This is a genomic window from Streptomyces sp. 2P-4 (assembly GCF_030167965.1).
GTDB classification, from domain to species: domain Bacteria; phylum Actinomycetota; class Actinomycetes; order Streptomycetales; family Streptomycetaceae; genus Streptomyces; species Streptomyces globosus_A.
This window is the reverse complement of record NZ_CP095011.1, coordinates 3798091-3816661: the sequence shown is the minus strand read 5'-3', so window position 1 is coordinate 3816661 and position 18571 is coordinate 3798091. Positions and strand designations below refer to the sequence as shown.

Here is an 18571-nt window from a genome sequence, read left to right as displayed (position 1 = left end):
CTTCCCCGGCCCGCCGGCCGTCGCGGCTTTGGGGATTCCTTTACCGCCGGACCGTCCGAATTCATTTGCCTGTAGCAACCAACCGCTTCTATGGTTGCCTGGAGCAACGACACGCGGAGGAGGAGGGCCAGGTGCCGACGCAGACCGCCCCGGCGGACCGCTACGAGGAACTGGCCCGGCAGCTCGGCAGCATCGGCGCGGTCAAACGGGACCTCGGCCGCCTCCTCCCGCCGGACTGCCCCCCGGGCTCCGCGGCCGTCCTGACGATCCTCGACCGCCATGGAGAAATGCGGCTCAGCCGCCTCACCGACCTCATGGGCATCGACATCTCGGTGACCAGCCGCCACGTCGCCCATGTCGCCGACCGCGGCTGGATCACCCGGGACGCCGACCCCGGAGACGGCCGCTGCCGCATCCTGCGGCTCACGCCCGCGGGCGCCGCCCTCCTGGCCGAGATCGGCGCCCGGTACACCGGCGCGCTGGCCGGAGCCCTGGCCGACTGGTCCGCCCACGACGTGGACGCCCTGTGCTCGCTGCTGGCCCGACTCCGGACGAGCGTCCGAACAGGCCTCCGGCAGAGCCCCTAGACGAAGGAACCCCCATGACCACCACGACACCCGCCCGGGTGGAGGGAGGCGGCCCGTCGCAGGCCCCGTCCGGCCAGGCCCCCGCCGACGCCTCGGGCGTACCGATGACCCACCCGCAGATCATGAAGGCGCTCTCCGGGCTGATGCTCGGCATGTTCGTGGCGATCCTGTCCTCGACGATCGTCTCCAACGCGCTCCCCCAGATCATCAGCGAGCTCGGCGGCACCCAGTCCTCCTACACCTGGGTCGTCACCGCCGCCCTGCTGTCGATGACCGCCGCGACCCCCCTGTGGGGCAAGCTCGCCGACCTGTTCAGCAAGAAGCTGCTGGTGCAGCTGGCCCTCGTCGTCTACGTGCTCGGCTCGGTCGTCGCCGGGCTGTCCCAGAGCACCGGCATGCTCATCGCCTGCCGCGTCGTCCAGGGCATCGGCGTCGGCGGCCTGTCCGCCCTCGCGCAGATCGTGATGGCCGCCATGATCTCCCCGCGCGAGCGCGGCCGGTACAGCGGCTACCTCGGCGCCGTCTTCGCCGTCGCCACCGTCGGCGGCCCGCTGCTCGGCGGCGTCATCACCGACACCGACTGGCTGGGCTGGCGCTGGTGCTTCTACGTCGGCGTCCCCTTCGCCGTCATCGCACTCGTCGTCCTGCAGAAGACACTCCGGCTGCCCGTCGTCCGCCGCGCCGACGCCAAGGTCGACTGGCTCGGGGCGGTCCTCGTCAGCGGGGCCGTCTCGCTGCTGCTCATCTGGGTCACGCAGGCCGGCGACTCCTACGGCTGGGTCTCCTGGACCACCCTGGCCATGACCGGCGGCGCCGTCGTCCTCGCCCTGCTCTTCGTCCTCGCCGAAAGCCGCGCCGCCGACCCGGTCATCCCGCTGCGGCTCTTCCGGAACAAGACCATCGCCCTCGCCTCGGCCGCCTCCCTTTTCGTGGGCACGGCGATGTTCTCCGGCACCGTCTTCTTCAGCCAGTTCTTCCAGCTGGCCCGCGGTGAATCCCCCACGATGTCCGGCATCCTGACCATCCCGATGATCGGCGGGCTGTTCGTCTCCTCCACCGTCTCCGGCCAGGTGATCACCAAAACGGGCCGGTGGAAGGGGTGGATCGTCTCCGGCGGCGTGCTCCTGACCGCCGGCCTCGGACTCCTCGGCACCCTGCGCCACGACACACCGTACTGGCACATCGCCGTCTACATGGCGCTCACCGGGCTCGGCCTCGGCATGATGATGCAGAACCTCGTCCTCGCCACCCAGAACCAGGTGGCGCCCGGCGACCTCGGCGCGGCCAGCTCCGTCGTCACGTTCTTCCGCTCCCTCGGCGGCGCCGTCGGCGTCTCGGCGCTCGGCGCGCTCATGGCCCACCGGGTCAGCCACTACGTCGAGGAGGGGCTGGCCGCCCTCGGCCCGAAGGCGGCCGCGATGGGCCACGGCGGCACCGCCGGCGGCGGCATCCCCGACCTCGACGCCCTGCCCGCGCCGCTGCGCGCGGTCATCGAGTCCGCGTACGGGCACGGCGTGGGCGACGTGTTCCTCTACGCCGCCCCTTCGGCCCTCCTCGCGCTGCTCCTGGCGGTGTTCATCAAGGAGGTGGCGCTGAAGTCCGGCCCGGCGGAGCACGGTTCGGCGCCCTCCGTGCAGGAGTAGGGGCGCGGCAGAGGCTGCGACTGCGGCTGCGGCTGTGCATGCGGCTGCCGGGCGGCGGGATCAGGACGCGCCGGAGGCGGCGGTCGCGGGGGCGGTCAGGTCGTAGAAGACCGCTCCGCCCACCGTCGTGGCGGTGAAGTTGGCCTCCACCCACTCCGTGATCGCACTGCTGGTGGCGCCGCCGGGCCCGCCGCCGCGCCGCATCCCGGCCCCCTCGCCGGCGGCGGGGCCTGCGCTGCTCCCGATGAAGTAGTGGATCCTGCCGGACCGCACGTACTCCCGGAACTGCTCCAAGGTGGGCGAGGGATCGCTGCCGTTGAAGCCGCCGACCGGCATCACCGCTTCCCCGGAGGCCAGTTGGTAGCCCGCCGCGTTCTGGGCGCCCACGACGGCGGCTGCCCACGTGTACGCGCCCGCGCCCGCGCGCAGGGCCGCCACGGCCTCCCCGCTCGGCTTCGTCCCGTTCAGCAGGCCGCCCGCGCCCCCCGGGCCGCCGGGTCCGCCACCCCGCGGCCCGCCGGCGCCGCCCGCCGGGCCTCCGGGGCCTGCGGTCGCGCCGCCCGGGCCGCCGGGGAGCATCCGGCCGTCTGCCGTCCGCCCGTCCCGGCCCGGCATCCCGCCCGGCATACCTTGCACCGGGGCGCCCTGCGGGCCGGCGCCCTGCGGGAGGTCGGCGCCCTCGAAGGCCCTCCGCCCGCCGGGGCCCGCGCCGGCCACCGCCGGGCCGGCCTTCGGGATCGAGCCGGTGTGCGGGGACGCCACCGTGGCCAGGCAGTACGCGAACGGCCCGGCCAGTGCCGCGGCCAGCCCCAGCGCCGCCGCGGCCCGCGTGAACCTGCGGCCCTGCCGCGCACCCGCGAACAGCCCCGCGGCTGCCCCCAAGCCGGCGGCGAGCACGGCCCAGCGCAGCCACGGCAGGAAGTCCGGGGAACGCCCGAGCAGCACCCACGACCACCAGGCGGTCAGGGCGAGCGTGCCGGACAGGGCGGCCGCGGCCGCCGTACTGCCCCGCTCCTCCCACAGCAGCGCCACACCCATACCGACCAGCGCGGCCGTGAACGGGGCCAGGGCCACCGTGTAGTACTCGTGGAAGATGCCGCGCATCGAGCTGAAGACGGCCGCGGTGAGCAGCAGCGGACCGCCCCAGGCCAGGAAGGCGGCGCGCGCCGCGGACTCCACGGAGGCCGCCGGGCGGGCCGCCTTCCACGTGATCACCAGCCCGGCGGCGAGCATGGCCAGGGCAGCGGGCAGCAGCCAGGACGCCTGCCCGCCGACACCGGCAGAGAACAGCCGCTCGATGCCGGTCTCCCCCCAGCCGCCACCGCCGCCGGGGCGGCCGCCGCCGACGCTGCCGGTCTCGTTGCCGTTGATCCGGCCGAGGCCGTTGTAGCCGAGGGTCAGCTCCAGGAAGGAGTTGGTCTGCGAGCCGCCGATGTACGGGCGCGAGGAGGCGGGCCACAGCTCGACGACCGCCACCCACCAGCCGCCCGCCACCGCCATGGCCGCCCCCGCCGCCAGCAGCTGGCCGAGCCTGCGGCGCAGCCGGGCCGGGGCGCAGAGGGCGTACAGGAGGGCCAGCGGCGGCAGGATCACGAACGCCTGGAGGGTCTTCGTCAGGAAGGCGAGGCCCGCCACCGCCCCGGCGGCGACCAGCCAGCCGGTACGGGCGCCGTCGAGGGCGCGCAGCACGCAGTAGACGGTGGCGGTCAGCAGCAGCGTGAGCAGCGCGTCGGGGTTGTTGAAGCGGAACATCAGCGCGGCGACCGGGGTGAGGGCGAAGACGGTGCCGCTGAGCAGGGCGGCCGCCGGGCCGAAGTGGCGGCGGACCGCCGCGTACAGCACGGCGGTTGTGGCGACGCCCATCAGGGCCTGCGGCACGAGGAGCTGCCAGCTGCCCAGCCCGAACAGCCGGACGGACAGGGCCATCGGCCACAGTGCTGCCGGCGGCTTGTCCACGGTGATGGAGTTGCCGGCGTCCGAGGAGCCGAAGAAGAAGGCCTTCCAGCTCTCGCTTCCGGCCTGGGCGGCCGCCGAGTAGAAGGAGTTGGCGTAGCCGGAGGCCCCGAGGTTCCACAGCAGCAGCGCGGCGGTCGCCGCGAGCAGGGCTCCCAGGGCGGGGAGTTCCCATCGGGGGCGGGGGACGGCCGGGGCGGCGGTCCCCCGCCCGGCGGTGCTGTCAGGGGCGGCGGCCCGGTCGGAGGGCGGGGCGTGCAGGGGCGGTACGGCCGAGGTCATCGCAGGTGGTCCTTTGCAGCAGGGGTGCGCCGGTCGGGGAAGACCCAGGCGCGGAAGAGCAGGAACCGCAGAACGGTCGCGGCGAGGTTCGCCGTGACCAGCACGGCCAGTTCGGTGCCGTGCCCGGGGCGGGGGGCGGCGGCGCCGAGCGCGGCGAGTGAGCCGCTGGTCAGGGCCAGCCCGACGGCGAACACGACGAGGCCCTGCGCCTGCTGGCGCACGGCCCGCTCGCGGCCGCGCACCCCGAAGGTGAGCCGCCGGTTGGCGGCGGTGTTGGCGACCGCGGACAGCAGCAGCGCGGCCGCGTTCGCGGTCTGCGGCCCGGCGCCGGACCGGAGGAGGGTGTAGAGGGCGAGGTAGCAGAGGGTGGACAGGGCGCCGACGGTGCAGAAGCCGAGCAGCTGCCGGGCCAGCCCGCCCGGTACGCCGGGGAGGGCGCTGCGGTCGCGCGGGTCGTCGCCGAAGGGGCGGGCCAGCCGGTCCAGCGGCAGGGCGCCGGTGGCGAGCGCCCGGCCCACCCGCCACACGCCCTTCAGGTCCTCGACGGCGGTCCGGGTGATGTGGACGCTGGAGCGGGGGTCGTCCACCCAGTCGACCGGGACCTCGTGGATCCGCAGCCCGGCCCGTTCGGCGAGCACCAGCAGCTCGGTGTCGAAGAACCAGCCGGAGTCCTCCACCAGCGGCAGCAGCCGTTCGGCGACGTCGCGCCGGACGGCCTTGAACCCGCACTGGGCGTCGCTGAAGCGGGCCGCCAGGGAGGAGCGCAGCAGCAGGTTGTACGCGCGGGAGACGAGCTCCCGCTTCGCTCCGCGGACCACGCGGGAGGAGCGGGCCAGCCGGGTGCCGATGGCCAGGTCGGAGTGGCCTGAGACGAGCGGGGCGACCAGCGGCAGCAGCGCGTTGAGGTCGGTCGAGAGGTCGACGTCCATGTAGGCCAGCACGGGTGCGTCGGAGCGTGCCCATACGGTGCGCAGGGCGCGGCCCCGGCCCTTCTCCTCCAGCCGGACGCTGCGTACGCCGTCGAGGCGGGCGGCGAGGTCGGCCGCTATCCGGGGGGTGGCGTCGGTGCTGGCGTTGTCGGCGATCGTGATGCGGAAGGCATACGGGAACGTGCGGCCGAGGTGGTCGTGGAGCCTGCGCACGCACGGGCCCAGGTCCGTCTCCTCGTTGAAGACCGGGACCACCACGTCGAGGACGGGCCCTCCCGGCACGGGCGCGAGGTGCGTCCGTGCCGGGAGGGTGCCGGCGGGAGTGTCGGTTGGCATGCCCGAAGCCTGGCCGGGCGGGCTGTCACCGCTGTGTGGTGAGCCTGTGGCCCGTCTGTGAGTACGGTGCCGGGGCGGCCGGGACCTCGGCGGGCGCAGTCGTCGGCGTCCGGGGGTGGGGCTCGGGGGCAAGGGGCAGGACGACTTCGAAGCAGGTCCGGCCCGGGCGGCTCTCGACGGTGACGCGGCCGCCGTGTGCGGCGACGACGGCCGCGACGATGGCGAGCCCGAGGCCGGTGGAGCCCGCGGTCCGCGAGCGTGAGGCGTCGCCGCGCGCGAACCGCTCGAAGACGCGGGGCAGCAGCTCGGCGGGGATACCGGGGCCGTCGTCCTCGATCCGGAGGCGGACAGCAGGCTCCGGGCGGCCGGCTTTGGTGGATGTTTCACGTGAAACCGCCGGTGTTTCACGTGAAACACCGGCGGTGATGGTGGTTCCGGGCGGAGTGTGGGTGCGGGCATTGGCCAGCAGGTTGACCAGGACCTGCTGGAACCGGGCGGGGTCGGCCCGGACGGGGGCCGGCTCGTCGGGAAGGTCGAGGCGCCAGTGGTGCCCGGGCCCGGCCGCGCGGGCGTCGCCGACCGCGTCGATGACGAGGGGGGCCAGGTCGGTGTCGGCGAGGGAGAGCGGGCGGCCCGCGTCGAGCCGGGCCAGCAGGAGGAGGTCCTCGACGAGCCCGGTCATCCGGGTGGCCTCGCACTCGATGCGGTCCAGGGCGTGCCGGGTGTCCGGTCCGGGCTCCTCCCTGCCCCGCCGGGTGAGCTCCGCGTAGCCGCGGATGGAGGCGAGCGGAGTGCGCAGCTCATGGCTGGCGTCGGCGACGAACTGCCGGACCCGCATCTCGCTCTGCTGGCGGGCGGTGAGGGCGGAGGAGACGTGGCCCAGCATCCGGTTGAGCGCGGCGCCGACCTGGCCGACCTCGGTGCGGGGATCGGCCTCCGCGTCGGGCACCCGCTCGTGCAGGGCGGGCTCGCCGCTGTGCAGGGGCAGTTCCGAGACGCGGGTCGCGGTGGCGGCCACCCGCCGCAGCGGGCGCAGGGCGACGCCGACCATGGCCTGGCCGGCGAGGGAGGCCGCGATCAGACCGGCCAGGGTGACGCACACCTCGACCGCGACCAGGGTCCTCACGGTGGAGTCGACCTCGGCGAGCGGGTAGCCGAGGGCGATGCTGCCGTCGGGGGCGGCGAGGACGCGGTAGCCGCCGAGCCCCGGCAGGTCCAGGTCGGCGGGGGCGGTCCGCCCGGCCGCGGCCGCCTTGAGGGCGACGCGGGCGAGGGCGTCGGTCTGGGCCTGGGTGAGGGCACGCCGGTGGTCGGCGGCGGGCCCGCCGGATGCGGAGAGGTGGGCACCGCGGACGGTGCCGTCGGCGTCGGTGCGGATGCCGACGGCACCCAGCGGGGTTCCGGGCGCGACCACGAACCAGAGGGCGTCACGGCCGGGCTTTCCCGCGCCGGGCCCCTTGGGGCCGGCCATGTCGACGCTGCCCCTCAGCTGCTGGTCCACCTTGGCGACGAGGTAGGAGCGCAGGGCAAGAGTGGTGACGGTGCCGATGGCGGCGCCGACGACGGCGATCAGCGACACCGCGGAGACGACGAGCCGGGCCCGCAGCGACCAGGTGCGCCCGCGCCGCAGCAGGCGGCGGACCGGACCGCGGCCCGGCCCCGGGCGGGCCCGCCCCGTCACAGATCGGCCGGCTTGATCAGGTAGCCGGCACCGCGCCGGGTGTGGATCATCGGGGGCAGGCCGGGTCCACTCTCCAGCTTCCGGCGCAGGTAGGAGACGTACAGCTCGACGACGTTGGCCTGGCCGCCGAAATCGTACGACCACACCCGGTCCAGGATCTGCGCCTTGCTCAGCACCCGCCGCGGGTTGCGCATCAGGTAGCGCAGCAGCTCGAACTCGGTGGCGGTGAGGTGGATCTCCCGGCCGGCCCGCGACACCTCGTGGCTGTCCTCGTCCAGCAGCAGGTCGCCCACGCACAGCACGGAGCCGCCGCGGGCGGCCTGCGCGGCCCCCGAGCGGCGGACCAGGCCGCGCAGCCGGGCGACGACCTCCTCCAGGCTGAACGGCTTGGTGACGTAGTCGTCGCCGCCGGCGGTCAGACCCGCGATGCGGTCCTCGACCGAGTCCTTGGCGGTCAGGAACAGCACCGGGACCTGCGGGATCTCGCGCCTCAGGTGCCCCAGCACGGTCAGCCCGTCCATGTCGGGGAGCATGACGTCGAGGACGACGACGTCCGGCCGGAACTCCCGGGCGGCACGCACTGCACCCGCCCCGTCGCCGGCGCTGCGGACCTCGCAGCCCTCGTAGCGCATCGCCATGGAGAGCAGTTCGGACAGGGGCGCCTCGTCGTCGACGACGAGGACCCGGCAGGGCCCTCCGTCGGGCCGCACCAGGGCGGCGGAGTGACCGGTGGACGCGGACGCGGGGGAGGTGGTCGTCGCAGTCATGCGACCACCGTCCCGGCCGCCTCTGAGAGCGTTCTTGCCCCTGTCTGTGAATTCCCTGAGAAACTCCCGCGAGGCTCCTGCGGCCGTTGCCTCCGCGGCGTCAGCCCGCGCCGGGGCGGTCCGGCCGGCCCGGCGGGCCCGAGTGGTCCAGGGCGAAGAGGCGGGCCCCGTTGTCGTGGCAGACGGCGCGCAGCCAGCCGTCGCCGAGGCCGAGCCGCTCCAGGGAGTCGAGCTGGTGCTCGTACGGATAGGGGATGTTCGGGAAGTCCGTGCCGAGCAGGATCCGGTCGCCCAGGTCGGCGAGGCGCCCGAGGCCGCTCGGGGGGAAGACGCCGAACCGCTCCGAGAAGTCGGTGAAGGCCATGGTGGTGTCCAGGTACACGCCCGGGTACCGCTCGGCGAGGTCCAGGAAGTCGCCGTACTCGGGCATGCCCATGTGCGCGACGATCAGCGCCAGCCGGGGGTGGCGGGCCAGCAGGGCGGCGACGGGGCCCGGCCCGGTGTGCTTGCCCGGCACGGGCCCCGACCCGCAGTGCACGACGACGGGGATGCCCGCCTCGGCGAGCAGGCCCCACACCGGTTCGAGCAGCGCGTCGTTCGGGTCGTAGCCGCCCACCTGGAGGTGTGCCTTGAAGACACGGGCCCCGGCCTCGACGGCCTGCCGGACGTAGTCCCCGGCGCCTTGCTCGGGAAAGAACGTGGCCGTATGCAGGCAGTCGGGGGTGCGGGCGGCGAAGGAGGCCGACCAGGAGTTGAGCCAGGCGGCCATCTGCGGCTTGTGCGGGTAGAGCATGGAGGTGAACGCGCGGACGCCGAACTCCCGCAGCAGCTCGACCCGGCGGGCCTCCTCGTGCCGGTAGGTGATGGGCCATGCGACGCCGGTGAGCGGGCCCGCCGCGTCGAAGTAGTCCCACACCTTGGCCAGGACCCGTTCGGGCATGAAGTGCGTGTGCACGTCGACCAGTCCGGGCAGGCCGAGCCGCTCCCGGAAGGCGCGCACCGCGTCAGGCGTCGCGGTCAAACCCGTGGCTCCGCTCAACGGTCCCGACGTGCAGGGTGTAGCTCTCGTACCAGTCGCGGCGGCCCTGCTCCATGGCGGCCCGGTGCTCCTCCTCGCGGCGCCACCGGGCGAGCGCCTCGTGGTCGCGGAAGTAGGAGACGGTGATGCCGAGGCCGCCGGGCGTGCGGGCGGACTCGTATCCGAGGAAGCCGGGGACCTCCCGGACGAGCTCCGCCATGCGGGCGAGGGTCTCGGGGTAGCCGCTGTCGCCGGGCGTGCGGATGGAGGTGAACACGGCCATGACGTAAGGCGGTTGGAAAGCGGGTACAGGGGTGGCGGTCATGCCCCCACCCTCTGCGGCGGTGCGGCCCGTGTCCATGGGAAAAGGGGCCTGCGGGCGGAAGGGATCCAAGATTTGACCTTCCCGCCCCGGCTCCCGTCAGAAGAGCCCGTCCTGGCGGGCGCCGCCGCCGGACGGCACGGCAGCGACCGGCACGTCGGTGGTGCGGCCCGCGGCGGCGACGAGTTCCCAGCCGGCGAGCAGGCGGGTGTCCAGGACGAGCCCGTCGGAGAAGTGCAGGTCGGGGCCGGCCGCGGCGGCGAGCCGGCCGGCGACGGCCCCTCCGGACGCCATCGCGGTGACCACGCGGGCAGGATCGGGCAGTCCGTCCAGTGCGAACACCGTTCCGTGGTCGACGACTTCGCACGGCAGGCGCTCCAGCGACTGCGGCCAGCCCTCCAGAGCGGCCGCCTCCGCATGCAGCGCCGCAACCGCACCGGCCCGGTCGGCGGCCGCGGGCAGCCGGCTGCGGACGGCCCGCTTGCGGGCGTACGGGATCCGGTCGGGCACGCCCAGCGCGGCCCGCAGCAGCTCCTCGGTGCGCCGGCCCGCCATCAGCGGGCCGCGGCCGAGCCAGGACCACGCCACGGCCCCCTGCTCCAGGAGCCGGGCCGCACCCCGCTCCTCGGCCGTGATGCCGACCTTGACCAGCCCGGGCCCGAACCAGGCGAGGTAGACCCGGTAGGGGCGGGGATCGCCGGCGCGGGTGTCGGCGGCCACCGAGAACGACCGGTCCAGGCGGGCGCATTCGGGGCACTGGGCGTTACCGGCCGCGGCAGGAACGGCGGCGCCCGCCGGGCACGGCGTCCGCTTCCCGGCCCGCCGGACGCCGAGGCAGCTCCGCTCTCCGCGGGCGGCGAAGGCGAGCGCGGCCCCGTACAGGAGGGGGCTCGTCCGCTCACCGCGGCCGTCCGCGACCCAGCCGACGGCGGGCCGGCCTCCGCTCCAGCGGATCCCGGTGCACCGCCACGTCACAGCGGGACCGGCCGCTTGAAGAAGATCTCCGGCACGACCTCGCCGATGGCGCGCAGGCGGCAGAGGACGTCCCGGAGCCGCCCGGTCACGGCCGTGCGCACCACAACCAGGACGGAGGCACTGCCCCGGCCGATGTCGTCCACCTGGTGTCCCTCCCGCGGTCCCGCACACCCGACCGCCCTGCGCGCGCCGACGCTACATGATCAACGCAAGAGGCCCCCCGGTGAACCGGGGGGCCTCTTGGGCTGTGCACTCGGCAGGATTCGAACCTGCAACCTTCTGATCCGTAGTCAGATGCTCTATCCGTTAAGCTACGAGTGCTTGGGCTTCTCGGGGTTTTTCGCCCCGTTGGCCTTGCGAGAACAACAATACATGGACCTTGCCGGGACGCGAAATCCGTTAACCAAACAGGCTCTGACCTGCGGAAACACCCCGGAGGGCGATCATCCGGCCGGAGAGCCGGCCCGGGCGGGCCGGGTCGGTCCGCGGCTTCGGGCGCTTCCCGGGGGCCGGCCCGTGCAGCAGGCGGCCGCGTCCGGAAACAGCCGTCGGATGCGTCCGGAAAGCAGCGAAGCCCCGGTCCGTGAGGACCGGGGCTTCTGTGGCTGCGGAGGCGGAGGGATTTGAACCCTCGATGGGGGGTAAGCCCCAAACCGCATTAGCAGTGCGGCGCCATAGACCGGACTAGGCGACGCCTCCAGCACACCCCCGCAAGGAGGGTGCGTGCAGATGATGACACAGGCGCGGGGCCGGTCACCAATCCGCTCCCACGGTACTAGGACAGCCGGTCACAGGGCAAAGCCTTAATCACTCCCGGCACACGGCCGCAGCGGCCGTCACGCGCTCCGCGGGCCCGTCGTTGGTACCGGTGCACGACGTACGGACGACCTGGAGTGCCCCATGCTGCGACTCGCCGCCTTCGCCGTCACCTCCCTCCTGGCCACGACGGCCGCCGGCCCGCTGCCCCCGCTGCCCCTGAGCAGGCTGCTGAGCAGCCCCGACCGCCTCACCATCGCCGTGTCCGCCACCGGCAACCCGCGGGCGGAGGGGGAGTACGTCCTCGAATGCCGCCCCACGGGCGGGAACCACCCCGAGCGCGACCGGGCGTGCGCCCGCCTCGACCGCCTCGCCCAGGACGGCTCGGATCCGTTCGCCGCCGAGCCCGAGCGGCGGATGTGCACCCTGCAGGACGGCGGGCCGGCCACCGCCCGCATCACCGGAACGTGGCGCGGCCAGAAGGTGAATGCCTCGTTCCGGCGAACGAACGGATGCGAGATCGCCCGCTGGAACAACTTGGAACCTGTGCTTCCGGCGGGGCGCTCCTGACCTGCGACGATGCCGCGTGCCGGGGTGGCCGCCCCGACATCGGCCACCCCGCGGCGGGGCGGTGCCCTTAGACTCCTCCCGTGACATGCCGGTAGTCCTGGTCAGGGAGGAAGCTCGTCGTGAGCAGCAGGCCATCCCGGGGCGCTGCTCGCCTCGCAGCAATACTCGACGCGCTTCCGGACGCGCTGCTGCTGGTCAACGCCAACGGCACGGTCGTCAACGCGAATTCGATCGCCCTCGAGGTCATGGAGAGCCCCGGCACCGGCCTGGTGGGCCGCGGCGTGCTCGACCTCTTCCCCGACTTCGACTCCAAGCTGATCCCCGGCTCGATGCGCCGGCCCGGTGACGGAGAGGGCGGCCGCGCCAAGCCCAGGCGGATGGTCGCCCGCCGCACCGACGGCAGCGAGTTCCCCGTCGAGGTCACCCACGCCCACCTCGACGGCCGCGACGCCTACCGCGAGCCGCAGCCCGCGTACACCGGTGACGAGCTGCTGATGCTCGTCGTCCGGGATCTGTCCGAGACCGTGGACACCGAGGCCGAGCTCGCGCGGTCGCAGCGGCAGACCGAGATGATCCTGCGCGCCGCGGCCGAGGGCGTCGTCGGCACCGACACGGAGGGGCGGGTCGTCCTGGTCAACCCGGCGGCCGCCCAGATCCTGGGCTACCGGGCCACCGACCTCGGCAACCGGGAGCTGCACGCCCTGGTCCAGCACTCCCGCGCCGACGGCTCCCCGTTCCCCTTCGAGGAGTCGCCGCTCGCCGACACGCTGCGCAGCGGCCGCAAGCACCGCGTCCGCGGGCAGGTGCTGTGGAACAAGGCCGGGCAGCCGGTCTCCGTCGACCTCACCACCTCCCCCGTGCGCGACGGCGACATGCTCGTCGGCGCGGTCATGACCTTCACCGACCGCCGGCCCTTCGACGCCCTGGCCGCGCGCCACGCCCAGCTCGTCGCCGTCCTCGGCGAGTCCCTGCGCGGGCCGTTGGAGGAGCTGCGCGGCGAGCTGGCCACGCTGGCCGCCGACGACGGGGGCCAGCTGTGGCCCGAGGCGAACCAGCTGCTGCACCACCTGGCCGCCGGGTACTCCCGGATGACCGCTCTGGTGGACAACGTGCTCGGCTTCCAGCGCCTCGACGCGGGCAGCGAGAAGCTGAAGAAGAAGAACGTCCTCATGAACGGCGTCGTCGCGGCCGGCGTCGACGCGGCCGTCGAGCTGATCGGCCCGGGCCGGGTCCAGTTCGCCGTCCACGCGCCGACCATCGAGGCCGAGGTGGACGCGGACCGCGTCGCGACCGCGCTCGCCCACCTCGTGGCGGACGTCGCCGGGGTGGACGCCACCGGGAAGACCCCCCAGGGCAGCGGCTACGGCGACGCCACCATCGTGGTCGCCGCAGCGCAGCGGGGCGAGGTCGTCCGCATCGAGGTGCGCGGACCGTACGAGGGCGGCAGCCCCGTCCACGAGCCGATCGTGCGGGGCATCGTGACCGCGCACGGGGGCGTGCTCCAGACCGTCGAGGTCCCCGGGGCGCCGGGCGGTGCGTACGTACTGGAACTGCCGCTCGGGTCGGGTGCCGGGACGGTGACCCTGCCGGAGCCAGATCCGGAGCCCGATCCGGAACCCGGGCCCGAGCCGGAGCCGCAGGCCGGGCGGGGGACCGGGCGCCGCGGCCGCCGCGGGGTGGACGCCTTCCTGGAGGACCGGGACGAGCCCGCCGCGGGCGGGGCGCTCGCCCTGCCGTCCGGACGCCGCCGGGGCGGCGAGGCCCCGGCCGCGGACGCCGCCCCGGCCGGCCCTGCCGCTCTCGCGCAGTCCCCGGTGAACCCGGCCGGCCTGGGCACCGGCCGCCGCCGCGGCCGCGACGGCGACAACGGGCCCGAGGGCGGCGCCCGGCCCGTGCCCCCGCAGGGCGGCGCCATGCCCGCGCTGCCACCCGTGCCTGCCGTGCCGCCGGTTCCGGTGACCGAGCACCCGGCGGGCCGCCGCCGCGCCCTGGGCTCCGCGGCCGTCGCACGTCCCGACGGCCCCGTCCCGGCGACCGGCCCCGTCCCGGCGACCGGCCCCGTCCCCGCGACCGGCCTCGGGCCGGCCCTTCCGGGCGGGCCCGGCAGCGCACCGGCCGCCCCCGCCCGCCCTGTCGCACCCGAAGGCGGCTTCGCGCTGCCGCCCGGCCCGACGCCGTCGCCGGCACCGTCCGGCGCCCCCGGATTCCCGCCGCCGCCCGAGGGGGCGGCGGCCGCCGGCGCGAACGGCGATGCCGCGCAGGCTCCGAAGCCCGCCGCCGGGCCCGTTCCCGGCTCCGTCCCGGCCGGCGTGCCCGGGCCCGTACCGGCGCCTGCCGACGGCGACACTCCGGCCGGGCGGCGTGCCCGCCGTGCGCTCGGCACGCCCGGGGCCCCCTCCGGTGCCCCCGCCGAGCAGCCCGCCGCCGGTGCGGAGGCGGCCGTGCCGCCGACCGGGCGGCGGCGCCTCGCCGAGCCCCCTGCCCCGTCTACGTGGCCGGTGCCCGGTGCGCCGACCGCGACCGACGGCGACGACGCCTCCGGCCGGCCCGCCGTGCCCGGGGCGCGGCAGCCGCAGGACGCCTCCGCCGAGCCGGGCCGGCCCATCAGCGTGCGCGCCCTCGGCACCATCGGCCAGGGCATCGCCGTGGACCCCGCCGCCGCTGCCGGTACGGCGCCCGACGCTGCGGGCGGCTCCGGCCGCCGGCGCCGCCTCGCCGAGCCCGCCCCGCAGGGCCGCGCCTTCGCGATAGGGGCGCCCGAGGCGGGCGCCGCCGAGGGCCCCGAGCCGCTGGACGGTCCCGGCGGCGCCGTCGAGGTCGTCAACCGGCCCGTGCCGCCGCCCGTCGACGACGAGCTGCCGCCCGAGCCGCTGGACAACCCTCGCCGGCTGCTGGTCTGGCCCGCGCCCGACCCGCAGACGCAGCAGGCGCTCAGCGACCGCGGCTACCGCCCCGTCGTCGTCCACTCCCGTGAGGAAGTCGACGCGCAGATAGCGGCGTTCCCGGCCGCTCTGTTCGTGGACCCGCTGACCGGGCCGATCACCCGGACCGCCCTCCAGTCGCTGCGCTCCGCCGCGGTGGCCGCCGAGGTGCCCGTCCTGGTGACGGCCGGACTCGGCCACGCCTCGCGCGACGCAGCGTACGGGGCGGACCCGGCCGTGCTGCTGAAGGCACTCGCGCCGCGGGACAGCGAACAGCACCCCTCGCGGGTCCTGCTGATCGAGGAGCGCGACGAGATCGCCGCCGCACTGACGGCCGCGCTGGAACGGCGCGGGCTGCAGGTGGCACGGGCGGGCGCCGACACGGACGCCGCGGGGACGGCCGCCCGTACCCGGCCCAACCTGGTGGTCATGGACCTCATGCAGGTCCGGCGCCGGCGGGCCGGCATCGTGGACTGGCTGCGCGCGAACGGCATGCTCAGCCGGACCCCGATGGTCGTCTACACGGCTGCCGGCATCGAACCGGAGGCGCTGCCGCGGCTGGCGTCCGGGGAGAGCGTGCTCTTCCTCGCCGAGCGGGCCACCTCGGCGGACGTCCAGGGCCGCATCGTGGACCTGCTCGCCAAGATCGGCACGAACTAGCCATCCTGGCCCGATGGCCCTCACCGACACGTCCGAGCGCACCGTTCCCGCCGACAACGGGGAGGTGAGCCTCCTCATAGCCCGCCAGGTCGAACCGGGCTACGAGGAGGCCTTCGAGACGTGGGCGCGCGCGATCCTGGAAACCGCCGCGGCCTTCCCGGGGCACCTCGGGTACGGGCTGTTCCGCCCGTCGCGGGACGGCGCGCCCTGGTTCCTCGTGCACCGCTTCCGCGACCAGGAGGCATTCCGGCGCTGGCAGGACTCGCCGGAGCGGGCCGCGTTCTTCGCGAACTGCGAGGGGCACCGCCACACCGAGACGGCCCGGCGCGAACTGCACGGCATGGAAACCTGGTTCGCCGAACCGGGCACGACCCGGCCCGCTCCGCCTCGGTGGAAGATGGCGGTCAGCTCGGGGCTGGCCATCTTCCCCATCTCGCTCGCCGGCAACGTGCTGCTCGGGCCGTACCTGGTGGACCTGCACCTCGTACTGCGGACGGCCGCCTTCGCGGCCGTCTTCAGCACTCTCATGACCTACGTGGCCATGCCCGCCGTCAGCCGCCTGCTCCGGCCGTGGCTGACGCGGGCCTGACCCTCCCCCGCCGGCGGCTCAGCCCAGGGTGGTGACGTCGAGTTCGCCGTCCGCGTACTGCCTGCGGATCACCTTCTTGTCGAACTTGCCGACGCTGGTCTTCGGGACGGCCGGGACGGACGCCCAGCGCTCGGGCAGCTGCCATTTCGCGACGGAACCGGCGAGGAACTCCCGCAGCGCCGCGTAGTCGGCGGTGGCGCCCTCCTTGAGGACCACCGTGGCCAGCGGCCGCTCACCCCACTTGTCGTCGGGGACGGCGACGACCGCTGCCTCGGCGACCTCCGGGTGCGCCATCAGCGCGTTTTCCAGCTCCACGCTGGAGATCCATTCGCCGCCGGACTTGATGACGTCCTTGGCCCGGTCGGTCAGCGTGAGGAAGCCGTCCGGGCTGATCACGCCGACGTCGCCGGTCTTCAGCCAGCCGTCGGAGCTGAACTTGTCTGCGGGCCGGATCGGTTCACCGGACACACCGCCGTAGTAGGCGCCCGCGATCCAGGAGCCGCGCACCTCCAGCTCGCCCGCCGACGTCCCGTCCCACGGCAGGACGTCCCCGCCCGGACCGACCAGGCGGCCCTCGACGCCCGCCGGGAAGCGCCCCTGCGTGATCCGGTACGGCCACTCCTCCTCGGCGCTCAGCCCGGACGGCGGATGCGCCATGGTCCCCAGCGGGGAGGTCTCGGTCATGCCCCAGGCGTGGCAGAGGCGCACGCCCAGCTTGTCGTAGGCCTCCATCAGGGACGGCGGGCAGGCGGCGCCGCCAATCGTGACCTGGCGCATCGAGGACAGGTCCCGCGGGTTCGCCGCCACCTCCGCGAGAAGGCCCTGCCAGATGGTGGGGACGGCCGCCGCATGCGTGGGCCGCTCCCGCTCGATCATCTCGGCGAGCGGAGCGGGCTGGAGGAAGCGGTCCGGCATCAGCATGTTGATGCCGGTCATGAAGGTCGCATGCGGCAGTCCCCACGCGTTGACGTGGAACTGGGGAACGACGACAAGGCTCGTGTCCTTGTCCGTCAGCCCCATCGACTCGGTCATGTTCACCTGCATGGAGTGCAGGTAGACGGAGCGGTGCGAGTAGACGACGCCCTTCGGGTCCCCGGTGGTGCCGGAGGTGTAGCACATGGCAGCGGCCTGGCGCTCGTCCAACTCGGGCCAGTCGTAGTCGGCGGAGCGGCCTTCGAGGAGCTCCTCGTACTCGTGGACGCTCACGTCGAGCCCGTCGAGCGCGGACCGGTCGCCGATGCCGGAGACGACGACATGCTCGACGGTCGGCAGGTGGGGCAGCAGCGGTGCGAGCAGCGGCAGCAGCGTCCCGTTCACCAGCACGACCCGGTCGGCGGCGTGGTTGACGATGAAGACCAGCTGCTCGGCGGGAAGCCGCAGGTTGAGCGTGTGCAGGACCGCGCCCATGGACGGGATCGCGAAGTATGCCTCGACGTGCTCCGAGTTGTTCCACATCAGCGTCGCCACGCGGTCGTCCTGCCGGACGCCGAGCTCGTCCCTCAGAGCGTGGGCGAGGCGGCCGGCGCGGGCACCGATCTCGGCGAAGCTGCGGCGGTGCGGCTCCGCCTCCCCGGTCCAGGTCGTCACCTGGGACTTCCCGTGGATGGTCATCCCGTGGCGGAGTATCCGGCTGATGAGAAGCGGTACATCCTGCATCGTGCTCAGCAAAGCGTCCTCCCGTGGGCGCTGCGGCGCTGCGGCGGCTTCGAGTGCTGCCGATTCTGCGCACGTACCGCACGGCATGTCACTACCCGGAAGGGGCGAACACGGCGACCCGACGCTGTTGGCAAGCGCGTCATGGACGGGCGCACAGGCGGGAGGGCCGCGAACGGTGCACCGGCACAGGACGGCGGCCCGGAGGGCGGGTGTGCGGGGCCGTCGGTGTTTCACGTGAAACCGCCGGGCCGGGGAGGCCGTGTTTCACGTGAAACACCGACGGCACCGCGGGAGAGTGACGGGGTCAGCGGACCGGGACGAGCTCCGGGTCCTCGCGGAGCTTGACCAGGGCGCGGGAGACGGCGCTCTTGACCGTGCCGACCGAGACGCCCATCACATCCGCCGTCTGCGCCTCGGTCAGGTCCTCGTAGTAGCGCAGCACGACCATGGCGCGCTGCCGGTCCGGCAGCCGGGTCACAGCACGCCACATCGCGTCCCGCAGGGCCTGCGCCTCGGCCGGATCGGTGGCCGGCGGGGCCTCCGCCTCGGGGAGCTCGTCGCACACGAACTCGTCGACCTTGCGCTTGCGCCACTGCGACGTGCGGGTGTTCACCAGGGCCCGGCGGACGTAGCCGTCCAGGGCGCGGTGGTCCTCGATGCGGTCCCAGGCGGTGTACGTCTTGGCGAGGGCCGTCTGGAGGAGGTCCTCGGCGTCACACGGGTTCGGTGTGAGGGAGCGCGCAGTACGCAGCAGGGCCGTGCCCCGGCTCCGGACGTACGCCGAGAACGACGGGTACGGCGTCGGGTTCGAGGCGAGCGGGCACACAGGCGTGGTCATGTCTCCACGCTAGGAGCGGGTACGGCCGCACGGATCGGCCCCAGGTGCCGAAGGGGGATCCGCCTCAAGTTGTAGGGGTGGGGACGGC

14 protein-coding genes, 2 tRNA genes and 1 pseudogene are annotated in these 18571 nt (G+C 74.5%); 5 read left to right on the top strand and 12 right to left on the bottom strand.

The window, feature by feature from the left end; all coding sequences use genetic code 11:
- Positions 1 to 131 precede the first annotated feature (131 nt).
- Both MUK52_RS16785 and MUK52_RS16780 read left to right on the top strand, forming a co-directional pair.
- On the top strand, positions 132 to 587 hold the full coding sequence (locus tag MUK52_RS16785; RefSeq protein WP_114058238.1) for a MarR family winged helix-turn-helix transcriptional regulator: 456 nt from the start codon (positions 132 to 134) through the stop codon (positions 585 to 587).
- 104 nt (positions 588 to 691) lie between these two features.
- Positions 692 to 2188, top strand: a pseudogene (locus tag MUK52_RS16780) (MDR family MFS transporter); the annotation flags it as partial.
- A 102-nt stretch (positions 2189 to 2290) separates the two neighbouring features.
- Here MUK52_RS16780 and MUK52_RS16775 read toward each other — a convergent pair.
- The 10 genes from MUK52_RS16775 to MUK52_RS16730 form a co-directional block, all read right to left on the bottom strand.
- Positions 2291 to 4465: a glycosyltransferase family 39 protein gene (locus tag MUK52_RS16775; protein ID WP_284577546.1), complete on the bottom strand. Its 2175-nt coding sequence runs from the start codon at positions 4463 to 4465 to the stop codon at positions 2291 to 2293.
- The gene (locus MUK52_RS16770; protein WP_284577544.1) at positions 4462 to 5730 is read right to left on the bottom strand and encodes a bifunctional glycosyltransferase family 2/GtrA family protein; all 1269 of its coding nucleotides are present in this window, start codon (positions 5728 to 5730) and stop codon (positions 4462 to 4464) included. Before MUK52_RS16770 ends, MUK52_RS16775 begins: the two co-directional genes overlap by 4 nt.
- 25 nt (positions 5731 to 5755) lie before the next feature.
- On the bottom strand, positions 5756 to 7363 hold the full coding sequence (locus tag MUK52_RS16765; protein ID WP_284581718.1) for a sensor histidine kinase: 1608 nt from the start codon (positions 7361 to 7363) through the stop codon (positions 5756 to 5758).
- Between the two features lie 44 nt (positions 7364 to 7407).
- A complete protein-coding gene (locus MUK52_RS16760) occupies positions 7408 to 8178 on the bottom strand; it encodes a response regulator transcription factor (protein ID WP_114058241.1) in 771 nt (256 codons plus the stop codon).
- 100 nt (positions 8179 to 8278) lie between these two features.
- Positions 8279 to 9199 (bottom strand): amidohydrolase family protein, encoded by a 921-nt coding sequence (locus tag MUK52_RS16755; RefSeq protein ID WP_114058242.1) that lies wholly within the window; start codon positions 9197 to 9199, stop codon positions 8279 to 8281.
- The gene (locus MUK52_RS16750) at positions 9183 to 9521 is read right to left on the bottom strand and encodes an antibiotic biosynthesis monooxygenase family protein (protein ID WP_246042745.1); all 339 of its coding nucleotides are present in this window, start codon (positions 9519 to 9521) and stop codon (positions 9183 to 9185) included. The genes MUK52_RS16755 and MUK52_RS16750 overlap by 17 nt, the downstream gene beginning before the upstream one ends.
- Before the next feature lie 96 nt (positions 9522 to 9617).
- Positions 9618 to 10493: a DUF2797 domain-containing protein gene (locus tag MUK52_RS16745; RefSeq protein ID WP_114058243.1), complete on the bottom strand. Its 876-nt coding sequence runs from the start codon at positions 10491 to 10493 to the stop codon at positions 9618 to 9620.
- Entirely contained in the window at positions 10490 to 10636 is a 147-nt protein-coding gene (locus MUK52_RS16740; protein WP_246042746.1) for a hypothetical protein, read from the bottom strand. Before MUK52_RS16740 ends, MUK52_RS16745 begins: the two co-directional genes overlap by 4 nt.
- 105 nt (positions 10637 to 10741) lie before the next feature.
- Positions 10742 to 10814, bottom strand: a tRNA-Arg gene (locus tag MUK52_RS16735).
- Positions 10815 to 11101: 287 nt separating this feature from the next.
- Positions 11102 to 11192, bottom strand: a tRNA-Ser gene (locus tag MUK52_RS16730).
- Between the two features lie 201 nt (positions 11193 to 11393).
- Between MUK52_RS16730 and MUK52_RS16725 the strand changes: the two genes are divergently transcribed.
- From MUK52_RS16725 to MUK52_RS16715, 3 genes are all read left to right on the top strand, one after another.
- A complete protein-coding gene (locus MUK52_RS16725; protein ID WP_114058244.1) occupies positions 11394 to 11819 on the top strand; it encodes an SSI family serine proteinase inhibitor in 426 nt (141 codons plus the stop codon).
- A gap of 119 nt (positions 11820 to 11938) precedes the next feature.
- Entirely contained in the window at positions 11939 to 15400 is a 3462-nt protein-coding gene (locus MUK52_RS16720) for a PAS domain-containing protein (RefSeq protein WP_284577539.1), read from the top strand.
- 13 nt (positions 15401 to 15413) lie between these two features.
- Positions 15414 to 15989, top strand: a complete 576-nt coding sequence (locus MUK52_RS16715; protein ID WP_114058246.1) for an antibiotic biosynthesis monooxygenase — start codon at positions 15414 to 15416, stop codon at positions 15987 to 15989.
- A gap of 18 nt (positions 15990 to 16007) precedes the next feature.
- On the opposite strand, the gene MUK52_RS16710 is transcribed toward MUK52_RS16715, so the two are convergent.
- Together MUK52_RS16710 and MUK52_RS16705 are read right to left on the bottom strand one after the other, a co-directional pair.
- Positions 16008 to 17657, bottom strand: a complete 1650-nt coding sequence (locus tag MUK52_RS16710; RefSeq protein ID WP_284577535.1) for a long-chain fatty acid--CoA ligase — start codon at positions 17655 to 17657, stop codon at positions 16008 to 16010.
- Between the two features lie 292 nt (positions 17658 to 17949).
- Positions 17950 to 18483 carry a SigE family RNA polymerase sigma factor gene (locus MUK52_RS16705; RefSeq protein ID WP_114058248.1) on the bottom strand — a complete coding sequence of 178 codons (534 nt, stop codon included), beginning with the start codon at positions 18481 to 18483 and terminating at the stop codon, positions 17950 to 17952.
- Positions 18484 to 18571 lie beyond the last annotated feature (88 nt).

Bases quoted from the DNA above. Each gene is read 5' to 3' on its own strand.
- MUK52_RS16775 (WP_284577546.1), bottom strand. From the start codon at position 4,465: ATGACCTCGGCCGTACCGCCCCTGCACGCCCCGCCCTCCGACCGGGCC.
- MUK52_RS16770 (WP_284577544.1), bottom strand. From the start codon at position 5,730: ATGCCAACCGACACTCCCGCCGGCACCCTCCCGGCACGGACGCACCTC.
- MUK52_RS16760 (WP_114058241.1), bottom strand. From the start codon at position 8,178: ATGACTGCGACGACCACCTCCCCCGCGTCCGCGTCCACCGGTCACTCC.
- MUK52_RS16750 (WP_246042745.1), bottom strand. From the start codon at position 9,521: ATGACCGCCACCCCTGTACCCGCTTTCCAACCGCCTTACGTCATGGCC.
- MUK52_RS16725 (WP_114058244.1), top strand. From the start codon at position 11,394: ATGCTGCGACTCGCCGCCTTCGCCGTCACCTCCCTCCTGGCCACGACG.
- MUK52_RS16715 (WP_114058246.1), top strand. From the start codon at position 15,414: ATGGCCCTCACCGACACGTCCGAGCGCACCGTTCCCGCCGACAACGGG.
- MUK52_RS16705 (WP_114058248.1), bottom strand. From the start codon at position 18,483: ATGACCACGCCTGTGTGCCCGCTCGCCTCGAACCCGACGCCGTACCCG.